Origin of the sequence: Acidithrix ferrooxidans (assembly GCF_000949295.1) — a bacterium.
In the GTDB taxonomy this organism is placed as follows: domain Bacteria; phylum Actinomycetota; class Acidimicrobiia; order Acidimicrobiales; family Acidimicrobiaceae; genus Acidithrix; species Acidithrix ferrooxidans.
The window spans coordinates 48,140-63,180 of the sequence record NZ_JXYS01000026.1; the positions used below are offsets into that span (position 1 = coordinate 48,140).

Below are 15,041 nucleotides of genomic sequence, written 5' to 3' on the forward strand. Positions count from 1 at the left end.
CTCTTTTGTAACTTCTTGAGAGTGAAAGGTCGCATTGGTTTTGGCCATTGGGTTACAACAAGCTGATAGCGTCTAAGGCAATGAAAGCTAATTCGAAAAACTCTCCCAAGTATGCATGTGGCGATTGCGGATCAGGATATGCGACTTGGCTTGGACAGTGCGGGGTCTGTGGGGGATGGAATACCATAGCACCCATAGTGCGGCCAAATAACATAAGTGGAGCCGACAAAAGAGTTTCGGTTGCTCCGAGTGTTCTTTCCCAGGTTGCAAATGGTCCGAGTGTTCGGATCTCTAGCGGACTGAGTGAATTTGATCGAGCGCTCTCTGGTGGAATTGTCATGGGTTCGACGACCTTAATCGGTGGCGAACCAGGAATCGGTAAGTCGACTTTGGCCCTAGTGGTTGCCAATTCAATTGGTAATGCTAATTTTCGAGTACTTTATGTAAGCGGTGAAGAGTCTGGCGCTCAAGTGGCAGGTCGTGCGAGCCGCATGGGCCTTGATTCAGGGGCAGTTGACTTTTTGCATGCCGTAGAGCTACAGGAGATTTTAGGGGTAGTCGCTAACTACGATCTGCTCATAGTGGACTCCATACAAGCTATTTACGACGGCGAGAATACAGGAATGGTTGGTTCGGTAAATCAGGTCCGCCACTGTGCGACAACCCTAAATGAGCTTGCCAAGGCGAATGGGATATGTGTTTTGATTCTTGGCCACGTAACAAAGGATGGCTCGATAGCAGGTCCTAAGTTGCTTGAGCATCTGGTAGATGCCGTTTTCGTCCTTGAAGGTGAGAGAAGTGGGCAAGATCGCTCGATTCGTTGCGTGAAGAATCGCTTTGGTCGCGTCTCTGAGGTCGGTTATTTCAAGATGGTCAACCAGGGCCTTGTGGATGAGCCTGATCCTTCAGTAGCACAGCTTCAAGACAGACTAGAGGGTGCTAGCGGTTCTGTGATTAGTGCCATTCGAGATGGTCTTAGGGTGAGGTTGGTTGAAATCCAAGCCTTAGTTGTCCTCAATTCGCGTGAGATCCCAAAGCGAGCTTTTCTGGGTCTCAGTGGCCAACGATGCCAGGTGATAGTAGGTTTGATTGAACATTTCGCAAAGATTCGTCTCGACAAGTTCGATATCTTTGTTTCACTTACCGGAGGCGTTGTCTCGGACGATCCCGGATTGGACCTTGGCATAGCAACTGCCATTGTTTCGGGAGTTTTAGGTCTTGCACTACCCCAAAATGTTGGAGTATTGGGTGAATTGGGGTTGACGGGTGAAGTTCGGCGGGTGAGCGGCGACGCCGAGCGTATTACAGAACTACAGCGCCACGGCTTTGATCGATCGATAGTGCCGAGACTCGCTGAGGCGAGCCGTGGGGCAAGATCTGTAACAACCCTGAATGAAGCCTTAGCGTCGCTCTCTCTAATCAAGAATAAAAGCTCCACAAACCATTAGAATACTTGTACATGTTTTCTAAGACGGGGCCCGAAATATCATCTACGCTGGCACTTGTATCGCCAGGTGCTCCTCTTCGTGATGGTTTGGATAGAATTCTGCAAGCCCGCATGGGAGCTTTGGTCGTCGTTGGAGATAGCGCTGACGTTCTTTCGATTTGTACGGGCGGATTTCTCTTAGACACCGAGTATTCCCCTCAGCGTCTCTATGAGCTTGCCAAGATGGACGGAGCCATAATTTTATCGGGGGATGCGCGCCGTATCGCTCGGGCCAATGTCCATTTGATGCCGGATCCAAAGGTTGTAACCTCTGAGACAGGAACGCGCCACCGCACAGCTGAAAGAGTCGCTAGAAGCCTTTCAATCCCGGTATTATCCGTCTCAGAGGAGCAGTCGGTAATAACAGCATATCGTGGTGATAAGCGCCATTCTCTGGCCTCAATAGGGGCTCTGCTCTCGAAATCGAATCAAGCACTAGCAACCTTGGAACGCTATGGACAACGCCTAGATGAGGTATTGGCACGACTGGATCAATCGGAATATACCAACCAAGTTCATTTTCGAGATGTGGTCCTTGTCTTACAAAGGTACGAGATGGTTCGACGGATTGCAGAGGAGATTGAGACATCCCTCGTCGAGCTTGGTGTCGATGGGCGCTTAGTCTCGCTCCAACTCAATGAACTTTCAAGTGGTTTTGAGCTTAACTATCGGGCGGTTATCGAAGACTATATGGGTGCTTGTTCTACTACTGAGGCCGATATGGTAATAGAGTTTTTGGGATCAATGGAGACCGACGATCTCTTGATTCTTGAAAAGGTAGCCAAAGGCCTTCTTGGGATATCGCTGTGCGCAAAGGTCTGGGGTAACTTCGATCGTCGCGACCACAGGCTCGAAGAGAGCCAGGTCTCGGGACGAGGAATGAGAGTTATGGCAAAAGCCCAAGAGCTACCCGTTTCGGTTCGATATGCCATTTTAGATGGCTTTCCCGCCGGGAGAAGTCTTGCTGAAGCCTCGGTTGAAGATTTGGTAGAGATACCAGGAGTTAGTCAGATCTGGGCTAGAGCTGTGGTCGACATCTTTGCTGGCGAGGACCCCAAAGTCCATTAGCAATAAAGTCCATTAGCGATTTACTTTCAGGGAGCTAGAGGTCATTGGCCCCGACCGTTGCATGAAGGCGTTGTGCTGCTTTTTGGCCTGACTCAATGCAAGACGGAAGACCGACGCCGTCGTATGCAGCTCCACAAATTTCGATAGCTCCGACTTTGGAAAGCTCTTCTCTCGCTGAGGCGACTAGCTGGGAGTGAAAAGGACGATATTGCGCAAGTGCATCCTTCCACCTAAAGACGACCGATTCTATCGGTGCAACTGTGGCACCTAAGACCTCCCCAACTTCTTGGCTGACAGCTCTAGTGAGATCTTCATCGCTCATCGATTCGAACCTAGTATCTCGGTGGCGTCCAATCGAGACCTTTAGTATCTCAAGGCCTGAATTATCGAGGTGGCTCCACTTTCGACTTGCAAATGTGATTGCCGTGATGAGCCTATTGTTTATCTTGGGAACTAGGACGCCACTTCCTTTGAGAGGGGCTTTGAAGCTTCCCTTCTTGTAGGCCAATAGGACGATTCCCACTTGTGAGTAGTCGATTCTCCCAATTAGTTCTGCGACCGCTTGAGATACTCCACCAAGAAGTGTGGTGGCTTGAGGGGCTGGCAGCGCAAGGATTAGAGCATCGGCGCTCAACTCTTGTGCTATCTCTGAGTCGTTCTCGGTTGCAATTGCCGTTGATTTGGTTCTAACGTGAAATTTAATGCCATCGCTAGCCAGAGCTATAGCTTGAGTAGACGTCATTATGGTCGCTCCCTCTTTGAGAAGATGGGCGACACCTCCTTGAACTAAAGTTTCAAGGCCGCCTCCAAATGATGCGAAGGGTATCTCACTCTTTGTCCCATCGGCCGAAGGTTTAGGCGGTGCGATCTTTATTAGCGATTTTGCTAGCGAACGTCCACTTTGGCTGTTATAAGACTTTAAAAATGCAGGCGCTACTGAGGCGAGTCCCAAATACTTGGTGGAGCCGGCGTTGATCCCACCCACCATGGGGTCGACCAATAGTTCGTCAACTTCGTGGCCAAAGCGAGCACGGATTAGATGAGATATTGTGGCGTCATCACCGATCTTTGTCTTAGGGAGTACAAAGTCCAACCCTGCGCGAAGTCGACCTTTTAAGCTGAGCATCGATGCGCTACCCAGAAAGGCCCTGATATCGACTGGAACACCCAACATGATGCCCGAGGGCACATCATGAAGACGCCCTTTGGCGAAGATGGTTGCTGAGAAAGTGCTGGGTCGAACGACTTGATCGAGGATATTAAGTTTCTTGGCGAGGTCGATTCCGGCCTGGCTTCGGGTGAGGAAAGAATCGGGGCCAACGTCGATGGAAATGCCCGCGATCATCTTTGATCGGATCTTTCCACCACAGCGATCTTGAGCCTCTATTAGGGTAATTTTGGTAGGGTCGACTCCCAAAGAGATTAGCTCTATCGATGCTGCTATGCCGGTGATTCCGGCGCCAACTACAAGGTAGTTCACTTGATGTGTTCCTCCCTGTTGGCTAAAGTTGCGCTAGCCCTTTCGTTTTTTCGAATCTCTTCTCCGTTTTGATGGAGAAAGTCCACAAGTTCAACAAGTTTTGTGGGGTCTGTTTCTGGAAGCACACCATGGCCAAGGTTGAAGACATATCCAGGTGCGAACGCTGAATCCATAAGCACTTGGCGTGCCTGTGAGATAATATTATCGACTGAAGTCAGACAGACTACTGGATCGAGGTTACCTTGAATCGCCACCTTGTCGCCGAGGCGTTTGGTTGCAGTTGTAATTTCGGTATTAGAGTCGAGGCCAACTGCACTTGCCCCAGCCTCTACGAAGAGTCCGAGCAGTTCAGAGGTATTGGTTCCAAATGAAATCATGGGAATGTTGAACTTTGAGAGTGATGAGAATATCTCTGAGGCACAGGGGGTAATAAATCGACGATACTCTCTAGGAGAGAGGGCGCCCACCCAAGAGTCAAAGAGCTGAATTGCATTTACTCCGGATTGAGCTTGGGCGCTGAGAAAGTCCACGGTAATCTCTGTCAAACGCCAAAGGAGTGATTCAAAGAGCTTTGGTTGGGTGTACATCATCTGCTTTGTCTTTATGAAATTTCGACTTGGCTTTCCCTCGATAAGGTAACTGGCTACAGTAAATGGACCTCCGGCGAAGCCGATTAGCGGGACTTCAAGCTCTTTTTTTAGAATCTCAATCGTCGAAAGGACATACCCGGTATCGGTTTTGGCATCAAAATTGGCTAGGCGCTTTAGATCTGATTCGCCTTCAAAAGGTCGATCGGTAGTTGGGCCGGTACCTGGAATAATATCGATACCGAATCCGCAGGCATGGACCGGAACGATAATGTCCGAATACAATATTGCTGCGTCTACCCCGTATCTTTTTACCGGTTGCATGGTGATCTCGGCGGCGAGCGATGGGTTTGCGACTGCATCTAAGATCGAACCTACTCCCCGAATTGCTCGATACTCAGGTAGGGAACGTCCTGCTTGACGCATGAACCATACGGGAGTTTTTTCTGTTTTGCCAAGGCTAAGTGCCTGAATAAAGTTTGACTCGCTAAAGTCAGCCATTTGGCTGGTTGAATCCATCTGTATCTTGCCTTTTATGGGAAATTGGTGGTCGAAATTCAAAACACCCTCTAGAGAGCGAGTGCCATCAGAAAGTTTTGAAGAGCGCCTTCGATTTCTACGTCTTTAAATTATCTATCTTCGAAGAGATCCTGGCCATTTAGAACCATCTTCAATATTCTAGATGGCAAGGCCCAACAAGTGATAAATGATCCATGACATTTTGTTTGCCTATTCCTGTAGTTGCTCTTATCGGCCTGGCCTTGCCATCTAGAAGTCAGTGACTGATACTTTAAATGCTCAACTAGCCTTTAATGGCGCAATTATGACGGTGTTGTTGAAGGGGTTTCAAAGAGGTCATCTCTCCTCTTTTAGCGCGGGGCATTTATTTGAAAATCGGTTGCAGCTTGAGTTTTGGCTTTAAGACCCATGAGAGGATCAATTCGTTTGAATACTCATCCCGATCTCGCACGTGAGCGAGACTACATAAAAAGGGCCTATGAGCGTTTGGACGAGATCCGTGCCGGCCTCAATAGCACTCTTTCGGATGCTTTTGAGCAAGAGCGCGGTGGAACCCATCAGGCTCGTACGGAGCGAGACATGGTCGTACGAGCGACACTCGATCGCCTAGAACATCTAGAATTTGGCATCTTGGCGCTGTGCTTTGGCCGGATTGACAGGGATAAAGATATCATTGGCCCATCTGAAAGTTTTTATCTTGGGCGAGTCGCTGTCGCTGATTCTGACATGGAGCCCTTGGTAATCGATTGGCGGGCGCCGGTCGCGGAACCTTTTTATAGAGCAACTGCTCGAAATCCTATGGGTATTTCCCTAAGGCGCCACTTTGAAATTAAGGATCGAGAGCTGATCGCGATAGAAGATGAACTTCTAGGTGATCTTGATAGTTCTGGTGGCCAAGGGGTGGAACTTTCGGGGGCAGGTGCGCTCTTTAGCGCCATGGACCGTGTTCGAACTGGCCAAATGGGAGATATCGTTGCTACGATCCAGGCTGAGCAGGATGAGATTATTCGTGCCCCACTTCCTGGAGTTCTTGTCGTTCAGGGTGGCCCAGGTACTGGAAAGACGGCAGTCGCACTGCACCGTGCAGCCTATCTTTTGTATACCTATCGCGCGAGGCTTGAAAATCAGGGGGTTCTCGTAGTAGCTCCAAATGCCACATTTGCGCGTTATATCGAGCGCGTCTTGCCTTCGCTTGGTGAAACTGGTGTAGAGATTACAACGATCGCGAATCTTATTGACTTGAATGTGGAGCTTCGTCGGGCAAACGATCAAGAGGCCCTGATTAAATCGGACCAAAGGATGGTTTCGGTAATTTCTAAAGCAGTTTTAGATCGAGAGCGCCCGCTCTCTAAGGATCTATCTTTTTATCTTGGTTCGGTTCAGCTTTGGGTTACCAGAGAGATGTCGATGAAGGCTATACGCCAGGCCAGAAGGAGAACGGGAAGCCACAACGAGAGGGCAAAGATTGTCGAGGCAGTACTCTCCCGTCAGCTGGCCAAGATCTATATAGAGCTTACAACAAGGTTTCAAAGAGATGAACTAGCAAAGTTTAACGAAGAATCTCAAGCATACGACCAGGAGCATCAAGACCTGATTATTGAGGCAGTCGATCCCGAAGAAGACGACGAGGCCGTGATAGCAGAGGTCGTAGGATCCATAAAATCTGAGTCGGAATTTATTAGAATCGTTACCCGAATTTGGCCGCGTCTGACCTCGCTTGAATTGGTGAACGACCTTTTTGCTCACCCTGCATTGACCCGTTTGGCATCAAGAGGAGTCCTAAACGAGAAAGAGGTTGAGGTCTTGACCTCTTCTCACAAAAGAGGCTACTTCTCGAGGTTTGATCTTGCCCTGGCGGACGAAGCTTATGTGCATCTGGGTCCAGTTTTGAAACGAAAGGGCCATCAGTCTGAGGTCAATCGTTATGGCCATATAGTCGTCGACGAGGCGCAGGAACTTTCATACATGGAGGCGCGCGTTCTTGCGCGTCGATCAATTAGCTCTTCTATTACTTTGGTAGGTGATCTATCTCAGACGACATCAATCTATGGTCAACGGGATTGGAATTTGATAGTAGCGCCGCTGTGCGGCGCAATTTCAAAGTGGAACTATAACGAGCTCAGTATAAACTATCGCACTCCCATCGAGATCTCGGACCTCGCCTATCGCCTCTTTGATCCAACTTCCATGGGTCTCGCGCCCACGGTGTCGATTCGCTCTACAGGTGTTGAGCCCAAGATCATAGAGATATCTGGCAAAGTTGAAAGTGAATCGATCTGGCGTTGGGTTGAAGCTGCCGCCACTGAGATTGGTAGTGGACTAGTTGGAGTAGTGGTTCCCTCCAATTTTGAGCTATATGAAGATTTGGAAAATTGCAGAGCTCTATGGATGCAAGATCACCAAGAGTCAGCTTTAATTGAGATTAGGGAACTCGATTATGCCAAAGGTCTTGAATTCGATTGTGTCGTGATAGTTGAGCCCACTTGTTTGGTCAAAGATGAGGCATCGGCGAAAGCCGCCCTCTTTACAGCGATAACTCGTGCCACCAAGAGGTTAACGATTATCTATGGCGAATACGAGAGATCGAAATTGTTGGAATGGAAGATTATTGGAAGTTAACTGAAAGGCTGCTCTGATCAGGTCGATATGAAATTATTTGTAAGATTTGATAGGCATAAAGAGGTTTGATTGATTTAGTACGATTTTATTTTATAGAACAGAGATCCTGACTTTCGGGTTAGTCTAGATTCTGCAATACTGAACAAAATGTCAGCTTTAGGGGTGACTGTGGCCGTCTAGGTCAGTTTGAACGTATTTTACGGGTAAGAATGGGGTATATGTCTCAAACTATCGCTACGCGCAGTGGCGCTGAAAGCGAACCAATTCGCTTTAATCGTCCATCGATGCTTGGAATTGGCACGATGGTATGGTTGTCGTCAGAATTGATGTTCTTTTCGGGTCTGTTCGCTGCATATTTCACCTTGCGCTCCAACGCAACGGGACCATGGCCTCCTGGTGGCATCAAATTGGATGTCATTCAGTCGGGTATCTTTACAATAATTTTGGTTATGTCTTCGGTGACGATGCAAAAGGCTGTATTTGAGGCCGAGCATGGTCGCAGAAAGTCCGCTATTTGGTGGATCGTATTGACGATCACCATGGGCGGTTCATTCGTGGCCAACCAAGTTGTTGAGTGGACGCACGTTGCCTTTAGCGCATCCACGAACTCCTTTGGATCTTTGTTTTTCGTGATGACCGGCCTTCATGGTCTCCACGTCATTCTAGGTCTAGTGGCAATGATCTTTTTGATTGGCAGATTGGCTGGTCGAACAGACGATCCAGGCGCTCTGCCTGTTATCCAGTCGCTCAGTTACTATTGGCACTTTGTAGACATCGTATGGATTGCTCTATATGCCGTGCTTTTCTTGACTCATTAGGAGTGGCGAATGTCAATACGCAAGACCTCTAAGACGTTGCTGAAAAGAGCAGGTTTGATTCCAATTGCTGTTGGGACCTTGACTGTGGGTGGGAGCATTTTGGCCCTTTATCCTCAAGCTAGTTCAGCTCAATCAAATAACACTTCTCATCTTTCAAATAACGCTTCAAACTACGGTTATACCGGTTCGTATATCTATGGTTCTAAGACAGGTGGCGGATCATCCAATAGTGCTGCCATCACTAATTTGACTCTAAGCGCCTCCTCGATTCCATTGGGGAAGTCGCTCTTTCTGGAGAACTGCTCGAGCTGCCATGGCACTCAAGCCCAGGGAAGTTCCAGGGCGCCTAACCTTCAAGGCCTAGGTGCAGCGACTGTCGATTTTTGGGTCTCAACGGGGCGTATGCCCTTAGCTGATCCTACTATACAAGCTGTTCAGAAACCCTCTCGGTTTTCACGGAGTCAAACTCTCGCCATCGACGCATACGTAGCTTCACTATCGAGTGGTGGTCCGCTGATACCCAACGTAAATCTATCTCTTGCCAGTGAGTCCGCGGGCGCAACGTTGTTCTCTACGAACTGTGCCGCCTGTCATACCATTACTGGAGCTGGGGATGCGCTAGCTTCTGGGGTTTACGCCCCAAGCCTCTCGGTCGCAACTCCTACTCAGATCGCTGAAGCCATTCGAACTGGTCCAGGAAACATGCCTCGCTTTGGTCCTTTAACTCTGTCCAACCAACAGGTTGCCGATCTAGCAAAGTATGTTGGTTACCTCCAACATCCTAATGATCGAGGCGGAATTGCACTAGGGCATGTTGGCCCTGTTACCGAAGGTTTTGTTGGAATCCTTGTTGGACTTGGCTCTATCATGCTCGCAGGTTTTTGGATCGGAGGAAAGAACAAATGAGCAAGGTCGATAACGAATCCCCTACTCCCCCTGAGGTTGCCAATTCACAGGTGCCAGAGCGCTCAACAAGATCGATTGAGATCTTAGTGGCGGTGTGTTTTGTGATCTCGGTTTTGGCAACCGTTGGTTTAGCTGTTACCTACTGGCTTGGTGGACAACCCCAAGTTGAAGGTGGACTTTTATTTGCCACACTTGGTGGAATAGGCGTTGGAATGGTTGCTTGGGGAAAGTATCTAGTTCCACAAGGACCATATGTCCAGGAACGCGATACCATCAAGAGCGAGATCTTGGAGCGTCAAGCTCTCTTGGAAAGTCTTGATCGAGGTTCCAAGGCGGTCGGGCGTCGACCCTTCCTTGGAAAACTCATGGGAGCTTCGATAGCCCTCTTTGGGCTGATAAACCTGTTTCCTTTTCTGCGATCACTGGGTCCCGTACCTAAGAAAGCTTTGACGACTACACCTTGGAGGAAAGGGTCGGCAGTAGTTGGCCCAGACGGAAAGCAAGTTACCTCTTCTACCCTTGAGGTCGGTGGCGTTATGACTGTCTTTCCATCAAATGACGTAGGTGGGGCCATCTCACAAACCGTCTTGATCAGAGTGGGCACGGCAAACTGGACCACAAGACCGGGGCGCGAGACCTGGGGGCCACTGGGATATCTGGCCTTTTCCAAGGTATGTACTCATGCTGGTTGTCCCGTAGGACTATATGAGGAATTGACACAGCAGTTGCTCTGTCCCTGCCATCAGTCGTTGTTTGACGTTTTAACTGGAGCAACTCCAGTCTTTGGGCCCGCCCCACGTCCGCTTCCTCAGCTTCCGATTTATTTTGATTCAAACGGTAATATGCACGCACAGGCTGGTTATGACCAACCTGTAGGCCCCGGATATTGGGAGCGCCCATGATTACTCAAACTACAGATTGGTTTGATGAGCGTTTAGGAATTGCTAAGTTCACGAGGAAATCTCTAAATAAGATCTTCCCTGACCACTGGTCGTTCATGCTCGGTGAGATCGCGATGTACTCCTTTGTGATATTGCTATTCACAGGGGTATTCCTCACCTTCTTCTTTGTACCCTCTAGCAAGCTGATTACCTACCATGGCGCCTATCTCCCAGATCGAGGCCACAAAGTCTCGGAGGCATTTGCTTCAACTTTGAATATCTCATTCTCGGTTAGAGCGGGATTGGTAATGCGCCAGATGCACCACTGGGCCGCCAACGTATTTATAGCTGCGATAATCGTGCACGTATGTCGTATCTTTTTCACGGGTGCCTTCCGAAAGCCTCGAGAGATCAACTGGTTCGTTGGAACGGGACTATTGGTATTGGCAATTGTCAATGGATTCCTCGGCTACTCTTTGCCGGATGATTTGATCTCTGGAACTGGCCTTAGAATCGCCTATTCGATTGTTTTGAGCGTTCCGGTGGTCGGAAGTTACTTGGGATTCTTCTTGTTTGGTGGGACATTCCCTGGTAATGCCATCATCCCACGCTTTTATACATTGCATATTCTAATTATTCCGGGATTGATCATTGGACTGCTGACGGCACACTTGGCTATTATGTGGCATCAAAAGCACACTCAGTTCAAGGGTAAAGGAAAGACCAATCGAAATGTTGTAGGTGTGGCGATGTGGCCTGCATATGCATTTCAAGCTGGTGGATTTTTCTTTGTAACTGCGGCGGTCATTGCTGCGCTGGGTGGATTGGTCCAGATTAATCCGATTTGGCTCTACGGGCAGTACGTTCCCTATCGGGTCTCATATGCGGTTCAGCCAGACTGGTACATGGGTTGGTTGGATGGCGCTTTGCGACTGATGCCTTCTTGGGAGATACAGGCCTTTGGCCATATGATCCCTAATGTCTTTTTCCCAGCGGTTCTATTGCCGGGTATTACTTTCACACTTCTTGGTGCGTGGCCGATGATTGAGCGCAAGATCACCAAGGACTATGAAGAGCACCATTTGCTCGACAATCCGAGAGATGTGCCGTGGCGGACGTCGCTTGGAGTTGGAATATTGGCCTTTTACGTAGTGCTATTCTTTGCTAGCTCCACAGACGTCTTGGCTAATAGCTACAGCCTCTCGCTGAACTTTGTCCTGTGGGCCTTTAGAGTCCTGTTGTTCGTGGTTCCTCCTCTGGCGGCATTTGTCGCATACAAGGTTGCCTCCGAAACGGGTGCGGTATCGACTACGGGTCGACGCAAACGGATACTCATTATCTCTCGTTCGTCTGAGGGTGAGTTTTCCACTACTGAGACTGCGCTAAGAGCTCCAATGCACGAGGAAGTTATAGAGGAACTTCCTGAAGAGATTAGGTATCACGCCATCAAAGACGGTCATGAAGAGTTGGCTTCGGCGATTGCCGTTGGTGCCCCTTCTGGAGGATCAACGATCTCCACAAACGATGTCGACCTTGGACCGCTACAAAGCGGTGGGACGGGAGTCTATCAGATTCCTCGAACTCCAAGGGGTGGAACGGGCGACCCCCGAGGGCGCATTTCTAGGCGAGATAAAAGAGAATAAGAGACTACGGACATTCGTTCTAGAGTTGCTAAATTTAGCTTTTCGATTTAACAACTCTAGAACTATGGACGCTGAGATGCTATGAATAGTGAATTATAAGTTGCGAAATGAATATAAAAGGGTTTGGTTTGAACTGTGAATTCTTATAAGAGAGAATCAGCGTTCGATGAGACGTCAGAGGCTTTGGATGGTTCTGGGGTACCATTAAAACGTACGCGAACGCTTGGCACGTTGGCTTTGGGCGGGTTGATTCTTAGTGCGTGTGGTCCAACTTTTGGTGCCTTTCGAGGTGCTACCACCCAGGGTCAGAGTATGTTCCATCTGTACCAAGGGTTTTTCTACACTGCTATTGCCGTTGGCGCAATTACTTTTTCCGGCCTTTTGTATGTCGTTTTACGCTTTAGACGCAGGACCGATACAATTCCACACCAACGCCATTCGAACGTTCCAATTGAAGTGATCTATACTGTCATACCGACATTGATCGTGATTGCCCTTTTTGTCTTTACAGTTCGATCCGAGAATAAGATCACAGCGGTGAGTTCTACGCCGAATGTCTCTGTGAAGGTGACGGCTTTTCAATGGGGATGGCGATTTACATATGCAAATGGTGTAAGTATCGTCTCGCAAGGTGCGAACTATCCGCAATTGGTTTTACCCGAAACTGAGACTACCAAGATCACTCTGGTCTCCCAGGACGTGGTGCATGGATTTTATATTCCAGCATTTAATTTCTCGCGCTATGCGCTACCAGGGGTTACGAATTATTTTGACTTCAATCCGACGACGACAGGGACATTTGTGGGACGCTGTTCCCAGCTTTGTGGTCTGTACCACGGCGAGATGTTATTTAGTGTGCGGGTTGTAACTCCCGCTCAGTTCCAAAGTTGGCTTACACAGCAGAAGGCGGCAACGGCATGACGATAGCTGAGGAAAAAAGAGTTGATCATGGCTCCGATGACCATGGCCATAACGAGCCCAGAGGCATCTATCAATGGCTGACATCCACTGACCACAAGGTCATTGGTAAGAGCTATATGTATACTTCGTTGGTCTTTCTTTTGATCGCGGGTTCTATGGCGATGTTGATTCGCATTCAGCTCACCGGACCAAACAACCACTTTATCTCCCAACAGGCCTACAACGAGTTGTTTACGATTCACGGCTCGATAATGCTCTATCTATTTGCGGGTCCTTTTGCCTTTGGTGGATTTGCAAACTTCATACTCCCACTGCAAATAGGTGCACCAGATATGGCATTTCCACGATTGAATGCTCTCTCTTACTGGCTGTATCTGACCGGTGGAACGACGATGTTGCTGGGGTTCTTTACAGCTGGTGGTGCTGCTGCCTTTGGGTGGGTGGCATATGCTCCTCTTTCGAGTTATACTAACGCTCCAGGAGTTGGCCCGGATCTCTGGATTATAGCGATTGCGCTTACGGGTTTTTCTGGTATCTTCACTGCAGTCAATCTGATCACTACCGCGTTCTATCTTCGAGCGCCGGGTATGACGATGTTTCGTCTGCCTATCTTCACTTGGAATATGATCGTGACCGGAATGCTGATTCTTATCGCTTTTCCGATTTTGACCGCAGCAATGATAATGCTCTATGCTGACCGTCACCTTGGTACTCACTTCTTCACGGTGGCTGGCGGAGGATCTCCTGTTATGTGGCAGAACTTGTTTTGGTTCTTTGGCCATCCGGAGGTTTACATCTTAGCGCTGCCTTATTTTGGAATCGTATCTGAGATTATTCCCGTCTTTTCTCGTAAGCCTGTCTTTGGCTACAAAGGACTTGTCTTTGCGACTTTATCTATAGCTGCTCTCTCCACAGGGGTATGGGCACACCATATGTTCACTACGGGTACGGTTCTGCTCCCCTTCTTCTCGGCGTTGTCTCTTTTGATTGCGGTGCCCACGGGTATAAAGGTCTTTACCTGGCTCGGAACAATGTGGGGTGGAAATATTGCCTTTGATACTCCTATGTTATGGGTTATTGGATTTATCGTAACTTTCGTAATGGGTGGAATTACTGGAGTCATGCTCGCATCTCCGCCGATTGACTTTGCAGTTCACGATACCTATTTTGTGGTTGCCCACTTCCATCAGGTTCTTGCAGGCACAGCGGTCTTTGCCGGTTTTGCTGGTTTTTATTATTGGTATCCAAAGCTGACGGGGCGTATGCTTCGCGAGAGACTGGGCAAAGCCCAATTTTGGCTAGCCTTTATTGGGTTTGGACTTACATTTATACCGCAATATCTGATCGGACTGCGGGGAATGCCACGACGCGTACCTGTCTATCTAGTTAGCGATCATGTAACCTTTCTTAATCGGGTCTCGACCTTTGGGGCGGCCATTACCTTTCTCTCCTTCGTTGTGTGGTTGGTAAATCTCTATGTCTCCTGGAAAAAGCCGGTGAAGGCGAGTGGAAACCCATGGGATGGCCACACTCTTGAGTGGGCAACAACTTCTCCGCCGGCACATCATAACTTCACCTCAATCCCTCCGATTCGATCCCAGAGGCCGGTTTGGGATGCTAATCATCCCGAGTATGCCGATTATCTCGAAAGTCACGACCCCAAGGGTTCGAAGTCTTCAGAAAGGACGAAGAAGCAATGAAGGTAGAATTTCGAATTTACCTAGGGATTGGGCTTTTTGTCCTCGTAATAACTACCATCTATCTCTTTTGGGCTAGAGAATATGGTGGTGCCACCATGCTGTTTGGCACCGCAGGTCTAGGAATTATGCCAGCCCTTTATATGGGTTGGTGGCGGAAGCGGATGGATCCTCGTCCTGAGGATTCTAAGGATGCTACGATCGCCGAGAGCCAAGGAACTATCGGAACCTTTCCAGGTCATACGATTTGGCCATTTGTGCTCGGTATGGGTGTCTTTTTTAGTGCACTATCCTTGGCCTTTGGAGCCTGGACCCTAGTTATAGGTGGAGCGCTCTTGATCTTTGCAGCTACCTCGGTCGTGCTTGAGTCAAGGCGGGGCGGGCTAGTGTAGCCCTAACTGGAGATTGCTCACGGG

Annotated in this window: 12 protein-coding genes; 10 read left to right on the forward strand and 2 right to left on the reverse strand. The window is 48.8% G+C overall.

Annotation, left to right across the window (positions count from 1 at the left end; genetic code table 11):
* Positions 1 to 80 precede the first annotated feature (80 nt).
* A complete protein-coding gene (locus tag AXFE_RS05390; RefSeq protein WP_152625883.1) occupies positions 81 to 1,448 on the forward strand; it encodes an ATPase domain-containing protein in 1,368 nt (455 codons plus the stop codon).
* Between the two features lie 11 nt (positions 1,449 to 1,459).
* Positions 1,460 to 2,554: a DNA integrity scanning diadenylate cyclase DisA gene (gene disA, locus AXFE_RS05395; protein WP_052604882.1), complete on the forward strand. Its 1,095-nt coding sequence runs from the start codon at positions 1,460 to 1,462 to the stop codon at positions 2,552 to 2,554.
* Between the two features lie 34 nt (positions 2,555 to 2,588).
* Here the strand turns inward: disA and hemG are convergent, their stop codons facing one another.
* The gene (hemG, locus tag AXFE_RS05400) at positions 2,589 to 4,034 is read right to left on the reverse strand and encodes a protoporphyrinogen oxidase (protein WP_052604883.1); all 1,446 of its coding nucleotides are present in this window, start codon (positions 4,032 to 4,034) and stop codon (positions 2,589 to 2,591) included.
* On the reverse strand, positions 4,031 to 5,140 hold the full coding sequence (gene hemE, locus AXFE_RS05405; RefSeq protein ID WP_082058517.1) for a uroporphyrinogen decarboxylase: 1,110 nt from the start codon (positions 5,138 to 5,140) through the stop codon (positions 4,031 to 4,033). Before hemE ends, hemG begins: the two co-directional genes overlap by 4 nt.
* A gap of 426 nt (positions 5,141 to 5,566) precedes the next feature.
* Between hemE and AXFE_RS05410 the strand changes: the two genes are divergently transcribed.
* The 8 genes from AXFE_RS05410 (at position 5,567) to ctaF (ending at position 15,017) form a co-directional block, all read left to right on the forward strand.
* Positions 5,567 to 7,759 (forward strand): HelD family protein, encoded by a 2,193-nt coding sequence (locus tag AXFE_RS05410; RefSeq protein ID WP_160291742.1) that lies wholly within the window; start codon positions 5,567 to 5,569, stop codon positions 7,757 to 7,759.
* Between the two features lie 218 nt (positions 7,760 to 7,977).
* Positions 7,978 to 8,577, forward strand: a complete 600-nt coding sequence (gene ctaE / locus AXFE_RS05415) for an aa3-type cytochrome oxidase subunit III (protein WP_052604885.1) — start codon at positions 7,978 to 7,980, stop codon at positions 8,575 to 8,577.
* Positions 8,578 to 8,586: 9 nt separating this feature from the next.
* Complete coding sequence (qcrC, locus tag AXFE_RS05420) at positions 8,587 to 9,483, forward strand: cytochrome bc1 complex diheme cytochrome c subunit (RefSeq protein WP_052604886.1); 897 nt, start codon at positions 8,587 to 8,589, stop codon at positions 9,481 to 9,483.
* The gene (locus AXFE_RS05425; RefSeq protein WP_052604887.1) at positions 9,480 to 10,385 is read left to right on the forward strand and encodes a ubiquinol-cytochrome c reductase iron-sulfur subunit; all 906 of its coding nucleotides are present in this window, start codon (positions 9,480 to 9,482) and stop codon (positions 10,383 to 10,385) included. Before qcrC ends, AXFE_RS05425 begins: the two co-directional genes overlap by 4 nt.
* Positions 10,382 to 12,007 (forward strand): cytochrome bc1 complex cytochrome b subunit, encoded by a 1,626-nt coding sequence (qcrB, locus tag AXFE_RS05430; protein ID WP_052604888.1) that lies wholly within the window; start codon positions 10,382 to 10,384, stop codon positions 12,005 to 12,007. Before AXFE_RS05425 ends, qcrB begins: the two co-directional genes overlap by 4 nt.
* 135 nt (positions 12,008 to 12,142) lie before the next feature.
* Complete coding sequence (coxB, locus tag AXFE_RS05435; protein WP_052604889.1) at positions 12,143 to 12,928, forward strand: cytochrome c oxidase subunit II; 786 nt, start codon at positions 12,143 to 12,145, stop codon at positions 12,926 to 12,928.
* Positions 12,925 to 14,628 carry a cytochrome c oxidase subunit I gene (ctaD, locus tag AXFE_RS05440; RefSeq protein ID WP_052604890.1) on the forward strand — a complete coding sequence of 568 codons (1,704 nt, stop codon included), beginning with the start codon at positions 12,925 to 12,927 and terminating at the stop codon, positions 14,626 to 14,628. Before coxB ends, ctaD begins: the two co-directional genes overlap by 4 nt.
* A complete protein-coding gene (gene ctaF, locus AXFE_RS05445) occupies positions 14,625 to 15,017 on the forward strand; it encodes an aa3-type cytochrome oxidase subunit IV (protein ID WP_052604891.1) in 393 nt (130 codons plus the stop codon). Before ctaD ends, ctaF begins: the two co-directional genes overlap by 4 nt.
* The last annotated feature ends 24 nt before the right edge of the window (positions 15,018 to 15,041 follow it).

What these genes read in the sequence shown, in the direction of transcription:
- AXFE_RS05390 (WP_152625883.1), top strand. Translation starts at nt 81, where the DNA reads ATGAAAGCTAATTCGAAAAACTCTCCCAAGTATGCATGTGGCGATTGC.
- disA (WP_052604882.1), top strand. Translation starts at nt 1,460, where the DNA reads ATGTTTTCTAAGACGGGGCCCGAAATATCATCTACGCTGGCACTTGTA.
- hemE (WP_082058517.1), bottom strand. Translation starts at nt 5,140, where the DNA reads ATGGATTCAACCAGCCAAATGGCTGACTTTAGCGAGTCAAACTTTATT.
- ctaE (WP_052604885.1), top strand. Translation starts at nt 7,978, where the DNA reads ATGTCTCAAACTATCGCTACGCGCAGTGGCGCTGAAAGCGAACCAATT.
- qcrC (WP_052604886.1), top strand. Translation starts at nt 8,587, where the DNA reads ATGTCAATACGCAAGACCTCTAAGACGTTGCTGAAAAGAGCAGGTTTG.
- AXFE_RS05425 (WP_052604887.1), top strand. Translation starts at nt 9,480, where the DNA reads ATGAGCAAGGTCGATAACGAATCCCCTACTCCCCCTGAGGTTGCCAAT.
- qcrB (WP_052604888.1), top strand. Translation starts at nt 10,382, where the DNA reads ATGATTACTCAAACTACAGATTGGTTTGATGAGCGTTTAGGAATTGCT.
- ctaD (WP_052604890.1), top strand. Translation starts at nt 12,925, where the DNA reads ATGACGATAGCTGAGGAAAAAAGAGTTGATCATGGCTCCGATGACCAT.
- ctaF (WP_052604891.1), top strand. Translation starts at nt 14,625, where the DNA reads ATGAAGGTAGAATTTCGAATTTACCTAGGGATTGGGCTTTTTGTCCTC.